At 43.0% G+C, this 19,546-nt stretch carries 19 protein-coding genes; 14 read left to right on the plus strand and 5 right to left on the minus strand.

Annotation, left to right across the window (positions count from 1 at the left end; all coding sequences use genetic code 11):
- Positions 1-694: 694 nt before the first annotated feature.
- The 3 genes from F6K49_RS25605 to F6K49_RS25615 all read right to left on the minus strand — a co-directional run bounded on the left by F6K49_RS25605 (position 695) and on the right by F6K49_RS25615 (position 2,637).
- Positions 695-1,681 (minus strand): cysteine synthase A, encoded by a 987-nt coding sequence (locus tag F6K49_RS25605; RefSeq protein ID WP_293019870.1) that lies wholly within the window; start codon positions 1,679-1,681, stop codon positions 695-697.
- A gap of 158 nt (positions 1,682-1,839) precedes the next feature.
- Entirely contained in the window at positions 1,840-1,965 is a 126-nt protein-coding gene (locus tag F6K49_RS25610) for a hypothetical protein (RefSeq protein WP_293101167.1), read from the minus strand.
- Between the two features lie 33 nt (positions 1,966-1,998).
- Positions 1,999-2,637 carry a peroxiredoxin gene (locus F6K49_RS25615; protein ID WP_293101170.1) on the minus strand — a complete coding sequence of 213 codons (639 nt, stop codon included), beginning with the start codon at positions 2,635-2,637 and terminating at the stop codon, positions 1,999-2,001.
- Between the two features lie 529 nt (positions 2,638-3,166).
- On the opposite strand from F6K49_RS25615, the gene psbU reads away from it, so the two are divergent.
- Entirely contained in the window at positions 3,167-3,622 is a 456-nt protein-coding gene (gene psbU / locus F6K49_RS25620) for a photosystem II complex extrinsic protein PsbU (protein ID WP_293020029.1), read from the plus strand.
- Positions 3,623-3,775: 153 nt separating this feature from the next.
- Here the strand turns inward: psbU and F6K49_RS53555 are convergent, their stop codons facing one another.
- Positions 3,776-3,949, minus strand: a complete 174-nt coding sequence (locus tag F6K49_RS53555; protein WP_366514228.1) for a hypothetical protein — start codon at positions 3,947-3,949, stop codon at positions 3,776-3,778.
- Between the two features lie 500 nt (positions 3,950-4,449).
- Between F6K49_RS53555 and F6K49_RS25625 the strand changes: the two genes are divergently transcribed.
- The 13 genes from F6K49_RS25625 to F6K49_RS25685 all read left to right on the plus strand — a co-directional run bounded on the left by F6K49_RS25625 (position 4,450) and on the right by F6K49_RS25685 (position 16,574).
- Positions 4,450-5,220 (plus strand): glycosyltransferase family A protein, encoded by a 771-nt coding sequence (locus tag F6K49_RS25625; protein ID WP_293101173.1) that lies wholly within the window; start codon positions 4,450-4,452, stop codon positions 5,218-5,220.
- Positions 5,217-6,500: a DegT/DnrJ/EryC1/StrS family aminotransferase gene (locus F6K49_RS25630; protein WP_293101177.1), complete on the plus strand. Its 1,284-nt coding sequence runs from the start codon at positions 5,217-5,219 to the stop codon at positions 6,498-6,500. The genes F6K49_RS25625 and F6K49_RS25630 overlap by 4 nt, the downstream gene beginning before the upstream one ends.
- 5 nt (positions 6,501-6,505) lie before the next feature.
- The gene (locus tag F6K49_RS25635; protein ID WP_293019867.1) at positions 6,506-7,717 is read left to right on the plus strand and encodes an iron-containing alcohol dehydrogenase; all 1,212 of its coding nucleotides are present in this window, start codon (positions 6,506-6,508) and stop codon (positions 7,715-7,717) included.
- A 2-nt stretch (positions 7,718-7,719) separates the two neighbouring features.
- Positions 7,720-8,427: a sugar phosphate nucleotidyltransferase gene (locus tag F6K49_RS25640; RefSeq protein WP_293019866.1), complete on the plus strand. Its 708-nt coding sequence runs from the start codon at positions 7,720-7,722 to the stop codon at positions 8,425-8,427.
- A 42-nt stretch (positions 8,428-8,469) separates the two neighbouring features.
- Complete coding sequence (locus F6K49_RS25645; protein ID WP_293019865.1) at positions 8,470-9,090, plus strand: SIS domain-containing protein; 621 nt, start codon at positions 8,470-8,472, stop codon at positions 9,088-9,090.
- 14 nt (positions 9,091-9,104) lie between these two features.
- Positions 9,105-9,731, plus strand: a complete 627-nt coding sequence (locus tag F6K49_RS25650; protein ID WP_293019864.1) for an HAD family hydrolase — start codon at positions 9,105-9,107, stop codon at positions 9,729-9,731.
- Positions 9,732-9,757: 26 nt separating this feature from the next.
- Positions 9,758-10,735: a GDP-mannose 4,6-dehydratase gene (locus tag F6K49_RS25655; RefSeq protein ID WP_293019863.1), complete on the plus strand. Its 978-nt coding sequence runs from the start codon at positions 9,758-9,760 to the stop codon at positions 10,733-10,735.
- Between the two features lie 53 nt (positions 10,736-10,788).
- Positions 10,789-11,502 (plus strand): sugar phosphate nucleotidyltransferase, encoded by a 714-nt coding sequence (locus F6K49_RS25660; RefSeq protein WP_293019862.1) that lies wholly within the window; start codon positions 10,789-10,791, stop codon positions 11,500-11,502.
- Positions 11,495-12,679 (plus strand): DegT/DnrJ/EryC1/StrS family aminotransferase, encoded by a 1,185-nt coding sequence (locus tag F6K49_RS25665; protein ID WP_293019861.1) that lies wholly within the window; start codon positions 11,495-11,497, stop codon positions 12,677-12,679. The genes F6K49_RS25660 and F6K49_RS25665 overlap by 8 nt, the downstream gene beginning before the upstream one ends.
- A 68-nt stretch (positions 12,680-12,747) precedes the next feature.
- Positions 12,748-13,812 (plus strand): radical SAM protein, encoded by a 1,065-nt coding sequence (locus F6K49_RS25670; RefSeq protein WP_293019860.1) that lies wholly within the window; start codon positions 12,748-12,750, stop codon positions 13,810-13,812.
- 12 nt (positions 13,813-13,824) lie between these two features.
- Positions 13,825-14,658 carry a class I SAM-dependent methyltransferase gene (locus tag F6K49_RS25675; RefSeq protein ID WP_293019859.1) on the plus strand — a complete coding sequence of 278 codons (834 nt, stop codon included), beginning with the start codon at positions 13,825-13,827 and terminating at the stop codon, positions 14,656-14,658.
- Positions 14,659-14,680: 22 nt separating this feature from the next.
- Positions 14,681-15,388: a PIG-L family deacetylase gene (locus F6K49_RS25680; protein WP_293019858.1), complete on the plus strand. Its 708-nt coding sequence runs from the start codon at positions 14,681-14,683 to the stop codon at positions 15,386-15,388.
- 112 nt (positions 15,389-15,500) lie between these two features.
- Positions 15,501-16,574 carry a glycosyltransferase family 4 protein gene (locus F6K49_RS25685; protein ID WP_293019857.1) on the plus strand — a complete coding sequence of 358 codons (1,074 nt, stop codon included), beginning with the start codon at positions 15,501-15,503 and terminating at the stop codon, positions 16,572-16,574.
- A 575-nt stretch (positions 16,575-17,149) separates the two neighbouring features.
- On the opposite strand, the gene F6K49_RS25690 is transcribed toward F6K49_RS25685, so the two are convergent.
- The gene (locus F6K49_RS25690; RefSeq protein WP_293019856.1) at positions 17,150-18,811 is read right to left on the minus strand and encodes a phosphoglucomutase, alpha-D-glucose phosphate-specific; all 1,662 of its coding nucleotides are present in this window, start codon (positions 18,809-18,811) and stop codon (positions 17,150-17,152) included.
- Between the last annotated feature and the right edge of the window lie 735 nt (positions 18,812-19,546).

Genomic DNA, 19,546 nt, shown 5'->3' on the forward strand with positions numbered 1-19,546 from the left:
AAGTACTTGAGTTGGCGTTTAATAAATGTATATACCTCAGAGTTTTCTTTTTGTTTCCAGCTAGAATCAACTACTGCATCAAATTTTTGACGATTAGGGGATTTTAGGAGGTCTTGGGTTTGCATCGGGTGTACTTCCTCTAGAAAAATCAACATACCAAGTTGAGGCTTATTACTTCAGTTTTTCTTGAAGAAGCCTCATGATTATTCTTAATAAATAATGAGAATTAAGTCTTGATTTGTGACACTGATCTAGACTGATATAGTCTGAGCGGTCAGCTCACCCGCAACGCCCATGCTACACTTTATGCAAACAGCGATCAGCCCCTAGGCCGCAGAGAGCGAAGGAGTAATGGTTCCAGTTATAACCAAAAGCTCAGTTTACTTGAGGTGTCTTTCCAAAGTGGAAAGCCTTGGCACGAGTGTCTGTGGGTGTCTTTTTAGAGACATCCGTGGTGCCTAGGGTGCTCAAGGTGCTCACAGCGCAAGGCTTGATATTGATCCATATCAATTAGAATACCAAGTTTCCTTGCATCTGTGACAGTACTCGAAAGGGTACTTTTATTTGTTTTTATTTGTGTTATTCTTAAAGATTAGTAACAAGTGTCAAGGATTTCTTTCTACTCCCTGTTCCCTGTTGCCCGTTCCCATTGGCTGAATACTTACAAAGATTACGAACCCTTGATCCTTTTTCCTCAAGAGGTGCAATCACCCACAGAAAGTCCTTTAGATACCAACCATTCCCGATTGAATAGCCGTGATTGATAACGACCACCGCCATCACAAAGTACAGTCACAATTGTATGACCAGGTCCCATTTGTTTAGCCAGAGCAACAGCAGCTCCGACATTAATCCCGACAGACCCTCCCATAAATAATCCATCCCGGCTCAGCAGCTGGTAAACTACCCGGAGACATTCGTGGTCATCAATTTGAATGGCATCATCAATGGGAGCCCCTTCCATATTCCCAGTAATACGGCTGTTACCGATACCTTCTGTAATAGAGCTACCTTCCGGTTTAATTTCACCGGTCTTGACATAACTGTACAAACCACTGCCCATGGGGTCAGCCACCACACATTGAAGGTTAGGATTTTTTTCTTTCAAATACATCGCTACCCCTGCATAGGTCCCACCTGTACCAGTTGCTGAAACCCAAGCATCAATTTTTCCGTCAGTTTGCTGCCACAGCTCTGGCCCAGTGGTTTCATAATGAGCCTGTCGGTTTGCCAAATTATCAAACTGATTCGCCCAGATGGCATTATCCATTTCTTGGGCAATGCGTCCAGAAAGCTTTACATAATTATTCGGGTCTTTGTAGGGTACTGCTGGCACTGGGCGAACTTCAGCTCCCAGGGTTCTGAGGGTATCCATTTTTTCTTGGGATTGAGTTTCCGGGATAATAATCAGGCACTTGTATCCCTTAGCATTACAGATATGGGCTAGACCAATGCCTGTATTGCCAGCGGTTCCTTCAACAACTGTACCCCCAGGCTTGAGTAAGCCTTTTTCTTCTGCATCTTTAATAATATAGAGGGCAGCTCGGTCTTTTACAGAACCTCCTGGATTGAGAAACTCAGCTTTCCCTAGGATTTCACAACCCGTCTCTTCGCTAAAGCTGTTTAACCGAATCAGTGGTGTATTCCCAACTGTATCAACAAAATCTGCTTTGATATCCATTTCAATCAAGTTTAAATTACAAATTATAAAGAATGAAGAATTAAGAATTAAAAATGAAGAATGAAGAATTAAGAATGAAGAATTAAGAATGAAGGATGAAGAATCCTTAATCCTTCATCCTTCAGACCTGATAATTATTTTATATCATGTCAGGATAATTACCCTGTCTTGATGCAGTCGCTCATGGGGGAAACCCCCAAGACCGCGCTGCATCGCTTAATAAAAATCTCCCCCATCTCCCCATCTCCCCATCTCCCCATCTCCCCATCTCCCCATCTCCCCACACTTTTATTCTGGGTATTCAACCGAACTTGATATTACTTGTTAGGTTGGGGTGTCATCCGCAGATAGGGCTTAATTACCTCATATCCTTTGGGAAACCGTTCCTTCAACTCTTCTGGATCTTTGATGGATGGTACAATAACGCAGTCATCCCCGTCTTTCCAGTTAACGGGAGTAGCGACTTTATAGTCATCGGTCAACTGTAGAGAGTCAATCACTCGCAGGATTTCGTCAAAGTTACGACCGGTGCTAGCAGGGTAGGTTAACACTAACCGCAATTTCTTCTGTGAGTCGATGACGAAAACAGAGCGTACGGTTAGGGTATTGTCAGCATTAGGGTGGATCATATCGTAAAGGTCAGACACCTTTTTATCTGGATCCGCCAAAATAGGGTAGTTGACCGTTGTTGTCTGGGTTTCGTTGATATCTCCAATCCAGCCTTTGTGGGAGTCAACATCATCCACGCTCAAGGCTATCACTTTAACATTGCGCTTCTCAAATTCGGGCTTGAGTTTAGCAACCATACCTAACTCGGTGGTGCAAACTGGGGTGAAGTCCGCTGGGTGAGAAAACAGCACTACCCAGCTATCTCCTGCCCATTGATACAAATTAATCTCACCTTCGCTAGAATTCTGAGTAAAGTCGGGTACGGTATCCCCCAATCGTAGAGTCATGGCTAAATCCTGTTGCTATTTGTTCTTCTCAGGATTGTTATAGTGCCACAAAACTCAAGTTTATTCGTCAGCTTTTAGATCTATTTTAGGATTTGCTTAGGAATTCGTTATTCAGTGGTCAGCGGTCAGCCGTCAGCGGTCAGCCGTCATCCATTGGCGTAGCGTGGCCTTGGCCTTTGGCCACGCTGCGCTAACAGTAGCTCTATCTGTAGCCCATAAGCTGATAGCTGATACGCGACACGCTGATAGCTGATATAGCAATCCGTGTAGGAATTGAGAGAATTTTGATGCGATATTCCCTACTCCCTGTTCCCTGTTCCCTGTTCCCTGTTCCCTTTGCTATAGCTGATAGCTCATAGCTTACAAAGCAACATTTGTCAATGAACTAGGGTGGGAATCGTCTTCTCGAAAAAGTTTAGGTCTTGTGTCTGGACTTCGATATTATGAGATGATGAGAAACAAAAATTAAACTAAACCCACAGAGATTAATTTCTCTTAGTGCTGTGTTGTGTAAGTAAGGAGTTTTATGATGAAAAAATTGGTTCATCTGGCAGTGTTATGCCTTCTAGTGCTTAGCTTGGGGTGCTTGGGCTTACCCCAAAATGCGATCGCTTCCCCTATGTCTTCAGCAGACACATTTTCGTTAAATAACTTAACGTTGCCCTCATCTACCGCTTTAATCGCTCGTTCCCGGAGCAATGCGGCTGATCGCAAGTTAGCCACCGAGTTTGGTAAGAAGACTGACCTGAACAATACTCCTTTGCGTAAGTTTCGCAAATATCGCGGATTCTACCCAAACTTGGCTCGTAAGATTGCTGATAATGCTCCCTACGAGTCAGTAGAAGATGTTCTGAACATTAAGGGACTCAGCGCAAAGCAGAAGAAAAAGTTACAAAAGGAAATTGATAAAGGTAATTTTACCGTGACTAAGACCTCAGAAGTTTATAATGCGGGCGACGATCGCGTTAATCCTGGCGTGTACTAATAACGCCATTGGTGGTTAGCTTTAAATTTCCTGTCTCAAAATAAAGCTTTTCTAGCTGAGCGCTGAGCGCTTAGCTAGATCAATCCAGGGTTTAAAGGGCTCTAACTCAGCTGAGCACAAAAACTAGCTGGAATAGTTGACGGTGCGTGCTTGTCAATCAGGGTAATAGACTCCCAGACAGTGGTGTTGATTATCTGTAATTACCCAAGGATGAGTTACATAGGTTTGTTGAGTATAACCTTGGCCTGGTTTGAGCTGATAATAGTATGTTCTGTTGCCCTGGTAGTTCAGCCAATAAGTCTTGATTAGCTGAGGGGGTGAAATTATCCATTAAAAGCTTGCTATATAAGGCTTTGAGGCCAATGAACTCAGGGAAGATACAGTCGGAAATTAACTCTCGCTCGATTCATTTTCTGGAAGCTCAAACCATTATAACTACGTCCAAAGGAGCGCCCAAAACAGAATGTATCTTTTTGTAACTTATGGGCTGAAATTATTACCCAGTAAGGATTTCAGCTTGCATATCATATTATGTTCGGATAATTAGTTATAAAAAACCATTACCCTTGAAACCTTACTTTTTTACTTCTGCCTTCTGCCTTCTGCCCTCTGCCTTGCTTTCGACGCTTAGTATAAGTATTTAACCGGACATGATATCACCCCCCCAGGAGAAAGTTGCATAAATGGTCACAGTATTGGCGAATTCAAGAAATCTAACGAAATATTTAAAGTTAGAGGGTTTAAACGCATACAGATCTAGGATAGGTCTAGCTTCTTGGCAACTATGCTTACGTCGCTTTATTCGCATCTAAAAAGGGCTGTACTACATGTTAACTGTAGCCGTTATTACATTTTGTGTAGATCGAGACAGAGAATTAGAGCGCTGCATCAATAGCGTCAGACTACAGCAAGTACCTACAATACATTATGTCTTTTCAGAACGAGTTAATGAGTTAAAAACTAGCCCAGTACTCAAACCAATCAAAGATCTTGTCAGGTGGGTAGCCATTGAAGATGTACCCTACCACGAGCACTCCTCTCCTCGCATGGCTAAACTACGTCAGTCTGCCCTAGAAAAAATCCAGGAACCTTTTGTCTGTTTTCTAGATGACGATAATGAGTTTTTGCCTAATCATCTAAGTAGTTTGTTGCACTGTATTCAAGAGCAGCAACTAGATGCTGCCTACTCTTGGAGGATTCTACTCCACCCTGACGGTTCTCTTTTTGAAGGGGATTATTATCCCTGGCATGCAGATCCAAAGACTGCAACTCTTCTCTATAAATGGTGTGTAGACAACGAAGTTATCCGTTTGGGAGATGCTGTTGTGTATGATGGTCCTCGAGTTTCAGACGATCCTCGAAATGTAGCAACGGTAGATATGAATGAGTGGTTGTTCAGGACTAAATCACTGCTGCGTATTGGCTTTAATGCAGAATTCACTCAAGAAGAGCTGGATAATCAGGTAGGAGAAGATGACAAGATTCTAAAGAAAATCTTAAATATTGATTTTCGGTTTGCTTCCAGTCAACAAGCTACTGTTAAATACTATTTGGGTGGAGTTTCCAATTCAGATGACAATTATCGATATTCGATATGATAGTTCGTCAAATTAGCAGGTTAGCCATTGATGGAGGAACCCCTATCTTCGAAAGGCAGTGGCCCACATGGCCTCAATCCGATGCAGAAACTGAATCGGAAGTTATTAAAGTATTACGCAGTGGGCGTTGGACCATCAGCGGATTCTCTAATGGTAAACCTTTACAAGAACAGATATTTGCTTCTGCATTTAGCAGCTTTCTGGGCGCTAAGTACTGTATTCCAACTGATCATGGGACATCAGCTTTAGAGCTAGCGATGGAAGCTTGTGATGTTAAGCCGATGGACGAAGTCATTGTGCCTGGGCTTACTTGGGTGGCTTGTCCATATTCTGTTCTGGCTCAGCAAGCGATTCCTGTGTTAGCTGATGTTGATCCAAAGACCATGTGTCTTGATCCCAAATCAGTGAAGCAGCTGATTACTTCTAAGACTAAGGCAATTTTGGTAGTTCATCTCTACAGTCGTATTGCCAATATGTCGGCACTATGTCAGATTGCTAAAGAGCATGGTTTAACAATTATAGAAGACTGCGCCCAGTCCCATGGCGCACGCTGGAAAGGTAAGTGCGTGGGTACACTCGGTCAAGTTGGAGCATTTAGCATGCAACAGGGTAAGCCTTTGACTGCAGGGGAGGGAGGATGCTGCGTCACGAATGATGATGACCTAGCCGAGAGAATTTATCGCTTTCGTACAGATGGACGTTTCTTAGCAGGCGAAGATGGTCGTACTTTAGGACGAACAGAGTTGCTGGAATCTGGCCACGTCCTTAGTGGACGTAATCGATGTCTTTCTGATATTCAGCTTGCAATCTTAACGATCCAGCTTAAAAAGCTTAAAGCCCAAAATGAACAGAGAAGAAGCAATGCAGCTTATCTTGCCCAGCTCTTACAACAATTGCCTGGTATTTCTATTCCGTCTTATCACGAACCAGATGATGAGGAAGTCTATTACCATTTTGCTTTTTTCTTAAATGAGACATTTTTACGGGGAAAAACCGTTGCCTGGGTTGGGGAAGCACTCTCAGCAGAGCTTGGAACATGGGTACATCAACCATATGTTCCTCTATCACGTCATCCACTGTACGTTCCTGAGAAAAAAGCTTGGGTTCAGCAGTCAGAGTCAGTGAAAAGTTTAGTTGACAAAAAACGTTTTCATCTTCCTTCTTCAGAAGAAGTACATGAAAAAACCTTACTGTTACACCACTCTGTTTTATTGTCACCCCGTGAGGATATGGATATGATTGCAGCGGCACTTCACAAAATCTATTCTGGGATAAATTAGAAATTATGAAAACTTTGCTTTCCCCGAACTTTAGTGAGCAGCTAAAAAGCAGCAAATTTCTTGAAGTTTGCTTCAACTTTGGCGAGCGCAACATGCCCATCCTGATTGGTCAAGATGTACATCATGAGTGCATTAAGTTTTGCCAACAAAAGAATCCTGATCAAATATTTTTTATCGCAGATGATCGTGTTTGGGAACTGTATGGAACTGTCATTGAATCACGATATTGTTCTAATTTTTCAGTGCGTAAAGCGCTGGTCAAACCCTCTGAGAAATTAAAGACCTTAGATCAAGTTAATCGTCTCTTAGAAGAGGCGATTGCAGCGGGGGTAACTCGCCGCAGTATCGTGATTGCCCTTGGAGGCGGGCTTGCAGGGAATATTGCTGGGATGGTTGCAGGCCTGCTTTACCGAGGCATTTCTATGGTTCATATGCCAACAACCTTCCTGGCCATGTCAGATTCAATTTTATCACTCAAACAGGCCGTAAATGGTCAGCGTGGGAAGAACCTGTTTGGCATGTACTACTTACCTGAAGCTAGTTTTGTCTCTGTCAATTTCTTGAAGACTTTGCCTGAAAAAGAACTTATTGCTGGCATCAATGAACTAATCAAAAATTGCCTTGTTTTTGATGCTGAACAAACAGAAAAGCTGGTCTCCTTGATTAGGCAGCCAGCTAATGATTCCACGTGGATTCAATTAGTTTTGCTCGGGATAAAGGCAAAACAGAAGCTACTTCTTATCGATCCTTATGAAAAGGGAATAGGGATTTCCCTGGAGTATGGCCATACGGTGGGTCACGCTTTAGAGGTCCAGCACAGTGAATTATCCCATGGGATTGCTGTTGGATTAGGAATGTTAGTAGCTTCTGCCATCTCCTTAAATCGAGAATGGTTAAGTGAAGAGGAGTATTGGTTACACTACCGTCTACTCCATGGTGCTAATCCGAAGATTCAATTTCCACAGACCCTCGATTTTGACAAAACCCTCCAACTGATCCGGAAGGACAACAAACATGGCTATCTCAGTTCAGGTTTAGAACAACATCCCTTTGTTTTATTGCGGTCGATTGGTCTGGTTGCGATGACTCATGAAAAACCTTTAGTCTGTGTTAATGAGGCTGAGATACTCACGGCGATAGAGCGAGCCCGTAGAGATATTGATGTATTTTCTCAAACACACAGTTCTGTCTCAACAAAAGCAATGCAGGAGGCCTAATCATGTTTGATCAGGCTGTTATTCTCGCAGGAGGAAGAGGAACGCGTCTTGCTCCTCTTACAGATACTTTGCCAAAGGTTATGGCTCCAGTTGAAGAACATCCTTTCTTGGAGTACCAAATTCAGTATCTACAGCGACAGGGCATTCGGTCAATCTTGCTATTACTTGGCTATCGCTGGGAACAAGTGAAAGATTACTTTGGTAATGGCCATAAGTGGAATGTTGAGATTGAATATAGTGTCGAAACAATGCCATTAGGGACAGCAGGCTGCTTATCCAATGCCTATGAAAAGTTGAATGATGTATTTGTTGTTGTCTACGGTGACTCTTTTCTGCCGTGTGACTACTCGCTGATGTTTCAACATTCTCAGCAGTACGATCAAACAGCCATCATGACAATCTATCCAAATCAAGGTGAACTGCCGGTTCCCAATAATGTTCGAGTCAGCCCTGATGGATTTCTCCAGCAATACATTAAAGATAGACCCGATCTGAAACTTGAATATGTTGATGCAGGGGCTTTAGTCTTACATCTTAACCATATAGATAACTTTCCCAATAAAATTCCAGCTAGCTTAGAAGAAGATATTTTTCCAGATTTCGCATCCGCTGGAACAATGCAAACCTTTATGAGTAAACATCGTTTTTATGACATTGGTACCCCGAGCCGACTAGACCAGTTTCGTCAAGATTTTTCCCAATTTTTTTGACTCGAAATATAAATGCAGTCTTGTAAAATAAATATTAAAATCATGAGTCCTGTTACATCAATAAAAAAGAGCAAATATCGGCCTCGACAGATAATTGAAAATCCAAGGAAATATGCTAAAACACTCAGTGATGTACTCGCTAATTTGGATTTTGATACGGTTGAAGCGATCGCCCATCTCATTGCAGATGTTGGATTACGACAGGCACAGGTTTTGCTCATTGGGAATGGTGGCAGTGCCAGTAATGCATCCCATTATCACTGTGACTTAACTAGTGCTTTTCGCACCTATCAATCACGGCTGCGAGTTCTCAATTTGGCAGGCTCTCCATCGATTATTACTGCACTTGGCAATGACTTTGATTTCCGAAAGATCTTTAGTTTTCAGGTTAAGGAAACAGGCAATCCGGGTGACCTTTTATTGATGCTAACGGCCTCAGGTAATTCGCCTGACATTTTAGAAGCCTGTGCAACTGCTCAAGATCTCAGTATCAAAACGATATCGATCACCGGGTTTGGTGGTGGTAAAGTTGCTTCAATGGCTGATTTGAACCTTACGATTCCCTCTAATAATTATGGTGTTATCGAAGATGTTCAGCTCGTTTTAGGACATATGTTTAGCCAGAAGATTTGTGGATTATTTGAAGATAAGATTGATGTTTAGGGTCAATTCTTCTTATGGCAACTCAGTTAAAACTTAAGCCAGCGATCTTCTTAGACCGGGATGGCACATTGATCAAGCATGTTCACCATCTCTGCAATCCTGAGGATGTAGAGTTAGAGCCCACTGCTGTTTCTGCACTATCTTTGCTACGAGAAGCTGGGTTTGCTTGCGTCGTAGTCACGAATCAATCTGTTGTAGGAAGGGGGATGTTAAGTCTGAAGGGCTTAGAATCTATTCATGCCAGACTGGAGATGCTACTTCACGACCAAGGGATTGGCATTGATGCTATTTATTACTGTCCCCATGTTCCTCAAACTTCAGACCTGACGCAGATCGAGCACATTGACCGCAAACCTGGGCCAGGCATGCTACTGCGGGCTGCGCAAGAAATGGGGCTCTCAATTTCACAAAGTTGGATGATTGGAGATTCAATTAGTGACGTTTTAGCAGGGGCCAACGCTGGCTGCAAAGGAAGTTGTTTAATTCAATCTAATCTCTATCGACCTGAATGGACAAATGCTGCAGAAGTTTCGTATTTAGCGTCTGATCTTCTGGATGCAGTTAAATATATTTTGCATGCTTCGCTGCTTGCAGACTCTCCTGATGAAATCATCGACGCTATTTCAGCTTCTAATCTCTAGATTAACCTAATTTCTAAAGAGTAGCTATGACAGTTTTAGTAACGGGTGCAGGTGGATTTATTGCTAGCCATCTTGTTGAGATGTTGCTTCAGAATGGGCATCAAGTCAGAGCTTTGGTTCGTTACAATAGTCAAGGCAGCTGGGGACATCTTCAAGACATTCAGCCTCAGTTACGAGAAAATCTAGAGGTTTGTCTAGGCGATATTACCGATCCCTACTTCGTGACAGATCTGGTTGCAAATTGCGAGGTTGTTTTCCATCTGGCAGCATTGATCGGAATTCCCTATTCCTATCACGCTCCTGCTTCTTATCTTGCAACCAATACAGGTGGAACTTTGAATATCTTGCAAGCCTGCCGACAAAAAACAGTGCGTCGGGTTATTATTACTTCAACTAGTGAAGTGTACGGTACTGCCCTCTATACACCGATGAGGGAGGATCATCCTTTACAGGCTCAATCTCCTTATGCTGCGAGTAAGATTGCAGCTGATAAACTTGCGGAATCTTTCTTTTGCACTTATGACTTGCCTGTCGTTACCCTACGACCATTTAACACCTATGGTCCTCGGCAGTCAGCGCGGGCTATTATTCCAACGGTGCTGTCTCAGGCTATGGCAGGAACGAACACAATTCGTTTAGGAAATTTAACGCCCAAGCGAGACTTAACCTTTGTATTGGACACTGCGAGAGCCTTCTTATTGGCATCAGAAGCATCAGGTATCGAGGGAGAAACTATCCATTTTGGACAGGGTAATGCAGTGAGCGTGGCAGAAATTGCCCATACTTGCTTAAAGGTCGTAAACAGTCATGCTGAGATTATAAGTACGGCTGAACGGCAACGTCCCAAGCAAAGTGAAGTTGATCTACTTTTGTGTGATGCTTCAAATGCAAAACAGCGATTAGGATGGCAGCCTCAGGTGTCTTTGGAAGCAGGACTATTACAGGTTGCTGAATATATGAAACAGCACCAAGCTCAATATCGAAATCAAGACTATGTTGTCTGAGAGGTAGTATGAAAGGGTCTGGCTCAAGTACCGATCACCATCTTACCGCAGGAATGAAGGCTGTCATTTTAGCTGGAGGAAAAGGCACGCGCCTTAAGCCCTTTACAGTCAATTTTCCTAAACCTTTAGTTCCACTAGGTGATGTTCCGATTATAGAAATTCTCATCCGCCGTCTGCTTCGCTATGGCATTACCAACATTACCCTAACATTGGGCCATTTAGCAGAGTTGGTGAAGGCTTACTTTGATCATCGACATAGCTTGGTAGAAAAAATAAACCTGGATTTTGTTGAAGAGGAAGAGCCAACGGGAACTGCAGGCTCGTTATCCTTCATTCCAAATCTTGACCAAACATTTTTGGTCATGAATGGTGATTTACTCACTGATTTAAATTTTAACCATCTTATTCAGTTTCATCGAGATAAGAATGCGGCACTTACGATCGCCTGCTATACTCGGAATGTCAAGATTGATTTGGGTGTCTTGAAGCTGAATGACCACCATCAAGTGATTGACTACATCGAAAAGCCAGAGACCTCTTATCCGGTCAGCATGGGGATCTATGCCTATGAGCCCCGTGTCCTTAAATATATTGAGTATGGCAAATACCTCGATCTCCCAGACTTAGTTTTACGGCTAATAGAGGAAGGCGAGCAAGTCTGTGCTTATCCTGCCAATTGCCTTTGGCTAGATATTGGTCGGCCCGATGACTATGCAAAAGCCCAAGATTTATTTGCTGAGAAACGGGAGGAATTTGACCTTGTCTAACTGGAAAGTTCCCCTCAGCGATTTGGATTACGGAGTAGAAGAAGAAAAGGCTATTCAGCGAGTTCTCCAGCGGCAATGGCTGTCTATGGGGCCAGAAGTCAAAGTTTTTGAGGAAGAGTTTTCATCGTTTTTGGGAGTTAAGCACGCGATCGCCGTTTCGAGTGGTACCGCTGCCCTGCAACTCGCTTACCTGGCTTTGGGATTAGGAAAAGAAGACGAAGTTATTCAACCTGCGCTTAATTTTGTTGCTGCGGCTAACACGGCTATTGCAGTGGGTGTTCGCCCCATTTTTGCAGATATCATTAGCCTGGATGAACCAACCCTTGATATCACAGATGTTGAACATCGAATTACGCAGCAAACAAAGGCAATTGTCGTTATGCACTATGGAGGATATCCCTGTCGCATGGCTGACCTTCGAGCCCTCTGTGAACGCCATGATTTAGCCGTGATTGAGGATGCTTGCCATGCAGTGGGTGCTCGCTACCTGGACTCACAAGCTCGGTTTCCTCACGGTCATCGAGTGGGACAACTGGGAGATATTGCCTGTTTCTCGTTCTTTAGTAATAAAAACCTGGCGACAGGAGAAGGAGGGCTCATCACAACCGATCAAGACGATTTGGCCAAGCGTGTTCGCTTATTGCGCTCCCACGGAATGACTACGCTAACCTGGGAACGCCACAAGGGACACGCCCGATCTTACGATGTAGTTCTACATGGTTTTAACTATCGTTTTGATGAAATCAGAGCTGCCTTAGGACGCACACAACTTCAAAAGCTAGAGAGCAATAATCATCGACGACAGGAAATCGTGAATGCCTATTATAGTCAGCTGGATTCATTGTCTAATTGGATAATTCCTTTCCGCCATTTCTCTGGTGACTCAGCTTATCATTTAATGCCAATTGTCGCACCCGATCAACGTACACGTGAACGTGTTGTTCAAGACTTGAAGCTTGCAGGCATCCAAACCAGTCTACATTATCCCTGCATTACTAATTTTACTGCTTTTGGACATTTAGAAGCTTCTGGAGTCGAAAAAAGTAAGGCGTTTTCTCAAAGGGTGATAACCCTTCCTCTGTATCCAACGATGACATTAGATCAGGTCAATTATGTTTGTTCTAATTTGCTTTCATCCTCCCGGATATCGCTTTTGGAGGATTCAAATGATGCCTAAGTCATGACTGTAGGGCTGTTAGAAGGCTTTTCCATATTAATTAGTATCATTTTTTGAGGAGATAATTTATGTTATCCATCAGCAAAACAATCGAAAACAATTCTCAAACACAAATAGTTTCAGCTCACTGTAGCGATTATCCACAGGGACTTTACATTGAATTAACTGATCGGTGTAATCTTCTCTGTCCCATGTGTCGACAATCAGCCGTTGCGGGTGATGTTCTGTCGCTAGAGGTGTTCAAAGAGATTGCAGATGCACTTTTTCCTCATGCCCGCTTTGTCGATTTGCGCGGTTGGGGTGAAAGTACACTACTACCTAATTTCGAGGCATATCTCGATTATGCTATGCGGTTTCCACTGCAGAAAAAATTGATCACTAATGCAACAGTAAATAAACCCCACCTGTGGCAGAAGCTTGGAGAAGCGGGGGTGATTGTTGGTGTTTCCATTGATGCAGCGGATCCCGAACTCTATGAACAGCTGCGAGTAGGAGCAAAACTAGAAAAAATGTTGGCAAATGTTCGCCAGATCATCCGAGCAGCAGAAACTTCGGGGTTAGATCCAAAGCAGCAAGTTTATTTCTGCATTACTGCCAGTGGTATGAACTTGCTGGATATCAAGAATATTGTTCACATCGGTCTCGACCTTGGGATTGACCGTTTTAAGCTGGAGCCCTTGAAAACCAGTGATGGCGATCCAAATCATCTGAAGTACCATATCCAAACCGTGAAAGCAGAAACAGCTGCTTTGAAAACCCTAGTTGAGGAAACAGGGGCTCGTATTGAACTTTCTGCCTCATTGATTGAAGAACAAGTGTATGAGCCAGCGGTTAGAAAATTGTGTATTCATCCTTGGCAATACCTTTATGTCAATAGTCGAGGACGCATGGGATTTTGTGATCACCTTAATGGGGTGGAAGAGTTCACATTTGCAAATTGGAGTGAGGGAAGCTTCGAAGATTTCTGGAATGGTCCCGAGATGGTTCAACTGAGGAAAGAGCACTTGGCACGCTTCAATCAGGGACAGGAAATTGCAATCTGTGGTGATTGTAATTGGTGCTACAACCGTCGCTATATGGACCTAGAGGATATGATCGATCCGAACTGGTCAGAATACCGAGTACAACTTTAGGAGATGCAATCAATGCAGGAAAAATATTGCTGTCCCTGGGAACATCTCTTTTACGAACCAGTATTACTGGATTCTGCTTCTGGAGATGCTGATAGCGGTGATACGGTTGAATACTATCAGTCGGCGCTGAAATCTGGAGAGCATCGTATCTTAGATATTGGTTGTGGGACAGGTCGCTTAGCAATTCCTCTGGCTCAATGTAATTATGAGGTCCACGCAGTTGATTGCTCGCCAGAGATGATTTCTTTCTTCCAGGACAAGTTAAAAAGTTTCAGCCAGGAAGGACACTCTAGCCTGCAAGATAATCTACATCTCAGTTCCCTGGATATTGTGACATCTTCCTATGGGAAGAAGGTTGATGTTGCGATCGCAGTCGATGACTTTCTAACCCATTTTCTGGACAAATCTAGTTTACGGAGTGCCCTTAAGAATATTGCCCTTAGCCTTAAGCTAGGAGGACGTTTTATGACAGATTTACGTGGTCGCAGTCAAGAACGACTGGCCAAAGCTAGCCAAGCCGGAGCTAAACCAATGCTTTTTTTTGGGATTGTTCATCAAGTATCAACCCCTTCTGGGAATCGCTCTGTTGCCATGCGCTCAGCTGAAGATTACGATCCCCATAGACAAATCATGACAAGTAACCAAATATTTGAATGGATTGCACCTGATGGGACAGTTGAGCGCACAGTCTATCGTACACTCCGACAGCGATTGTACCATCAAGAAGAACTAGAAAAGATTGCTTTAGACGTCGGTCTAAGGTTGGTATCTGTGTACAAGCGTCTTCATCCCATGCAGCCAGCCAGCTTTACCTCAGGGATGTCTTTAGAATTTTGCACAGTGTAGTTGAAAAACTTCAAATACGTGTATGGACTTACTTCTCTCAGCCCACGCTGATGATGTTGCTTATTCGATTGGTGGTCTTCTGCTGAAAGGATATTGTCACGAACCTAAGCTTGTGACTGTTTTTCAAAAGAGCATTTATGCGCCCTATAGTGTGGAATCAGGATCCTCCGAGGCCGTTATTTGCAATATTCGATATGCAGAGGATATCGCCTACGCGAATAAGTTAGGGCTTCAGCATGAGGGCATCGGTCTTAAGGATGTGACACTTCGGGGTTATACTAACCTGGATACAATCTTTACTGTAACTGATTATCGTCAGGATCCCGATGCGGAAGCAAGTATTCAAGCTATTCAGTCCTTTTTAAACACGCAAACTGGTGTAACACGCCTTTGGGTTCCTCTGGGAATTGGCAACCATATCGATCACATCATTCTGCAGAAAGCTGTTTTGTTATGGTCAGCCACTTCTTCGCTGGAAAAGATTTTTTATGAAGATGTTCCCTATACGGGGTTTGAAGAACTCAGTACAATTGAAACCTGGGTTCAGCAAACCTTAGGTGCTGCTGAGTTAGAAATGATTGACATCTGTCAACACCTTGAAGAAAAGCTCCAAAATTTACAACTATATTCCTCACAAGTCTCTTCCGAAGATCTTGAGCGGGTTAAGTTTCATGCTCAGCGCATTGTAGCCGGAACGGCTGTGGAACGTATTTGGCGTCAGAAGACCTGACGCTTTAATCAATTAGCATTGCAAACTAATTAGTACACTAGGTACATAGAAGTGTACCTATGAATATTGGCAATCCATGAACATCGTAATTGTGACTCAATGGCTCGAGCATATGGGAGGATCGGAGGTCCTAACCATGGCCACTGCACTGGCTTTAGACCTGTTGGGACACCAGGTGACGGTTATGATCGCGGAAGGAACCATTCACCCTAGCTTTACAGCACAATTACAACAGCAAAACATTCGTTTTATTTCTTTAGATGTCGAGGGTTCCCTAGACAAAAAACTCAATACTCTCCAAGCGTTATTAGTACAACAGTCATGGGACATCCTTCACTTTATTCCGGTGGAGTCCTTAGCTTGTGCCTGGGTGCAACATACAACAGATACAGCGCATAACAACATTCCGATTGTAGTTACAGAAACCACCAATGCTTCTCCCTCAGTTTGGTGGATGGGCAAAGATGAACAATATGTGTTGCAGAACGTTCAGGGTGTGATTGCCATGTCTTATCAGGCAGCAAGTAACATTTGGCGTTTACGTGACAAAAACAAGCCTCTACATGTGATTCCCTCCTTTTTACCTCCCCAGAATAGATCCTGGGAAACCTTTATGAGTCCAATTGCAGAGACTGCATTTAACCATATTGGTTGTATCAGCCGTTTGTCTGAGGAAAAAGGGTTAGAATTCCTATTAGCAGCAATGGCAATGCTCAAGGCTGAAAACTCTCAGATAACGCTCCATTTATACGGTGATGGACAAGAGCGTTACCGAGTCGAGTCTCTCATTCGTGCCTTTGAGCTGGAGAATTCGGTGATTTTACATGGCTATGTTGAGGATATCTATGAAGCGATCGAGCAGTGTAGCTTATTTGTTTTGCCGTCTTTGCTTGAAGGCCTTCCCCTTTCGTTGCTCGAGATTATGGCATCAGGTCGCACCTTCATTGCAACGAATGTGGGCGGTATACCAGAACTTGTCAATGATGGCGATTGGGCCATGCTGGTCGAAAAAGGAGATTCCAGAGCATTGGCGAATGCAATCAAATGTATTGCCTATAATCGAGAACATTTACTGCATGCTGGCAAAAAGGCAAGAGCTGTGTACGAAAAATCTTGGCATTCCAAACTCATGGCAGAAACTATCGTTAAATTCTACAAAGATGTTTTGAGCCGAGCTGACCTGTAGAGAAATTTCTCCCCAGTTACTAACACAACATTTAACTCACGAGCCTGGTCACAAAATTCTCAAACTGTAGAGGCATTCAAGTATTTTCCTAGAAGCCCACCTAACTTCATCAGCACTGTAATGGCAGCGACGATGAAAAATCTTATAACCCACATTCCGCAGGTTGACAGTGTTGCTGGGGGATTTTATTAAAAATGCTAGAATGCTTACTATATAAGCATTAAACCCAGATTAATACGAGCGTGGTGCTAGCCAGCTCAAACCCCAGTCAATTCGGGCATGTGAGTCGTCCAGGGGAGAGATTAGTTGGGGCAACGATTGAGGGTAGCAATTGCGTAAACTGTGCGTTCGCTGCGCCACTAATAGCCGACCCAATGGGGTCGAATAGCCGACAATGAAGGACTATTCAACCGTGAGTCGGTTGGGACTTAATTCCTGAAACCATTGCCCCGTCTGACTTTTAAAATCTTCAAAACGTACATGAGGACCTGCGGAATGTGAGTTATAAGCCATCAGCCCGGTTTAATTTAGAGTATTTATTGTTCGTATTTATACTAACTAGTAACTAGTAAAATTTATTGAGTAACATTATTTACAATCTGGATAGCTTCTTGCATAAGCAAGTCCAGATGATGCTCACTTTTGAAACTTTCTCCATAAACCTTATAAACGGGCTCTACCATTTCCGTTCCTGACGGACGAGCAACAAACCATCCATTAGTCGTCCTGATCTTAATCCCTCCCAATGATGCATCATTCGCCGGAGCCCTGGTAAATTTAGCAACAATAGGATCCCCCGCCAGAGTAGACGCACTTATTTCAAACTCTGAGAGTTGACTTAGTTTTTTCTTTTGGCCTGGTTTAGCAGGAACAAAAATCTTAGTATAGTAACATTCACCATACTTATCGGTTAAATCTTGATAGTGCCTGCTGAGATCCTTTCCACTTTTCGCAAAAATTTCTGCTGCCAACAAGTTCATGACAATCCCATCTTTATCTGTTGTCCATACAGAACCGTCTTTACGCTGAAAAGATGCTCCAGCACTTTCCTCACCAGCAAAATTTAGACTACCTTCTTGCAGTCCTGGAACAAACCATCTGAATCCAATGGGAGCTTCATAGAGTGAGTAGCCAATCGAACGAGCAACCCGATTGAGCATATCACTGGTCACAATAGATTTACCGATAACACCGCTGGCAGACCAATCAGATCGCGATTGAGCCAGATAACCAATTGCTACAGCAAGAAAGTGGTTGGGAGGGATTAAACCAGCATTAGGTGTGACCACACCAAAGCGATCGCTATCTGCATCATTGCCAAAAGCTATATCATACTTATCTCTTACTTTCACTAAGTTAGCCATGACCTCAGGAGAAGAGCAATCCATGCGGCGCTTGCCATCCCAATCAGGTGCCAGAAAATAAAAACTTGGATCAATGGTTCGCTCAAGGATATCTAGCTTGAGTTGATAATGCTCAGCAATTGCATCCCAGTAACAAACACTCGAACCACCTAACGGATCAACACCAATATGAATATCTGAGGTGGAAAGAGCTTTTAAGTCTACAACTGTGCATAAATCTCTAACATAACCAGAAATATAATCGTAAATATGAGTGGTAGGAGCCTTTAGAGCTTTTTCATAGGTCCACCGCTTGACCTCTCGATTACCATTCCCTAAGAGTTGATTAGCACGCGCCTCAATCCATTGAGTTGCTATGGGCTGCGCTGGCCCACCTGAGGGCGAGTTGTACTTTATACCGCCGTCGCAAGGAGGATTATGAGACGGGGTGATAATCAGGCCATCAGCCAAATGTCTTATCTTCCCCCTATTATAGTGAAGAATTGCATAGGAAATAACTGGTGTTGGCGTATAGCGAGCATCCCCCGTCAAGGGAGCAATGTAAATATCTATTTCATGGGCAGAGAAAACTTCTAAGACAGTTCTTTGGGCGGGTGATGACAGGCCATGAGTATCCATTCCTACAAACATTGGACCACAAATTCCCTGTTGTTGACGAAATTCCGCGATCGCCTGAGCGATCGCAAGAATATGAGCTTCATTAAAACTTCCCAAGGTCGATGTACCTCGATGCCCAGCTGTACCAAATTTTACACGTTGCTTTGTGTCACCTGGTTGAGGTTGGATACTGTAGTAATCACTTAAGAGATTTTGTGACTCAACTTCTTGATCTGGCCCAAGAATGTAAGCCCCTAATTCTTTCGATTCTCTCATCTTCATTATTCTTTTATTGACGTTCTTTCCCTAACTCATACCCCTGTCTTTTATACCAGGGTAAACGCATCTAATTTGGTCTAAATGGTAACATACAAAACTCTCATTAAGTCAATTTTTTTTTTAATTCGAATAAATCCCATCCTAAAGCAGTTTTTTTTTGTTCAAAGTCAACAAATTTTACGCTGACTTTGAACAATAATCAAAGTCGGATTTGCGTACGAAACCCGAATGTAGAGTACTCTCAAATCGACCAAGGATAACACGGCCAAGAATTGAGAATGAATTGTGCTTATTGAGAATCAACAGGGTAATTATAGATTTTTGATATTATTGTTTAGTTTTTAACTGTAAATTTTGATACAAATTTCGATGCGTTTACCCTGTATACTCTACAGGCTCCTAGTTATAACTAGTCGCACCCCATATCCCAATCTCGTTTTCTGCTGCTTCATTAGAGATTTTAGTTCTTCTACTGATTCAGCAATGTCTATTTTCGGTACTCCTGACATCGATAATTATTCTGATTTTTTTTACTTTACCAAGTCTCTCATATCAAGTCACATTAATTGACCATAGTTAAGCAGCTTCTTCCATTACCTCAGGCTACCAATGATAGAAGCTGATGCAGCGGATCAACTCTCAGGGAATTGAGCAAATAGCGCCAGCGTTGCTCAACAAGGTCTTCAAGGGGTTCTATTGAGTCAAATACTATATTTCCCAAGGCTTGATTCA

The sequence above is a fragment of the Moorena sp. SIO3I6 genome, assembly GCF_010672095.1.

Bases quoted from the DNA above. Each gene is read 5' to 3' on its own strand.
- F6K49_RS25605 (WP_293019870.1), bottom strand. From the start codon at position 1,681: ATGGATATCAAAGCAGATTTTGTTGATACAGTTGGGAATACACCACTG.
- F6K49_RS25615 (WP_293101170.1), bottom strand. From the start codon at position 2,637: ATGACTCTACGATTGGGGGATACCGTACCCGACTTTACTCAGAATTCT.
- psbU (WP_293020029.1), top strand. From the start codon at position 3,167: ATGAAAAAATTGGTTCATCTGGCAGTGTTATGCCTTCTAGTGCTTAGC.
- F6K49_RS25625 (WP_293101173.1), top strand. From the start codon at position 4,450: ATGTTAACTGTAGCCGTTATTACATTTTGTGTAGATCGAGACAGAGAA.
- F6K49_RS25630 (WP_293101177.1), top strand. From the start codon at position 5,217: ATGATAGTTCGTCAAATTAGCAGGTTAGCCATTGATGGAGGAACCCCT.
- F6K49_RS25635 (WP_293019867.1), top strand. From the start codon at position 6,506: ATGAAAACTTTGCTTTCCCCGAACTTTAGTGAGCAGCTAAAAAGCAGC.
- F6K49_RS25640 (WP_293019866.1), top strand. From the start codon at position 7,720: ATGTTTGATCAGGCTGTTATTCTCGCAGGAGGAAGAGGAACGCGTCTT.
- F6K49_RS25645 (WP_293019865.1), top strand. From the start codon at position 8,470: ATGAGTCCTGTTACATCAATAAAAAAGAGCAAATATCGGCCTCGACAG.
- F6K49_RS25650 (WP_293019864.1), top strand. From the start codon at position 9,105: ATGGCAACTCAGTTAAAACTTAAGCCAGCGATCTTCTTAGACCGGGAT.
- F6K49_RS25655 (WP_293019863.1), top strand. From the start codon at position 9,758: ATGACAGTTTTAGTAACGGGTGCAGGTGGATTTATTGCTAGCCATCTT.
- F6K49_RS25660 (WP_293019862.1), top strand. From the start codon at position 10,789: ATGAAGGCTGTCATTTTAGCTGGAGGAAAAGGCACGCGCCTTAAGCCC.
- F6K49_RS25670 (WP_293019860.1), top strand. From the start codon at position 12,748: ATGTTATCCATCAGCAAAACAATCGAAAACAATTCTCAAACACAAATA.
- F6K49_RS25675 (WP_293019859.1), top strand. From the start codon at position 13,825: ATGCAGGAAAAATATTGCTGTCCCTGGGAACATCTCTTTTACGAACCA.
- F6K49_RS25680 (WP_293019858.1), top strand. From the start codon at position 14,681: ATGGACTTACTTCTCTCAGCCCACGCTGATGATGTTGCTTATTCGATT.
- F6K49_RS25685 (WP_293019857.1), top strand. From the start codon at position 15,501: ATGGGAGGATCGGAGGTCCTAACCATGGCCACTGCACTGGCTTTAGAC.
- F6K49_RS25690 (WP_293019856.1), bottom strand. From the start codon at position 18,811: ATGAGAGAATCGAAAGAATTAGGGGCTTACATTCTTGGGCCAGATCAA.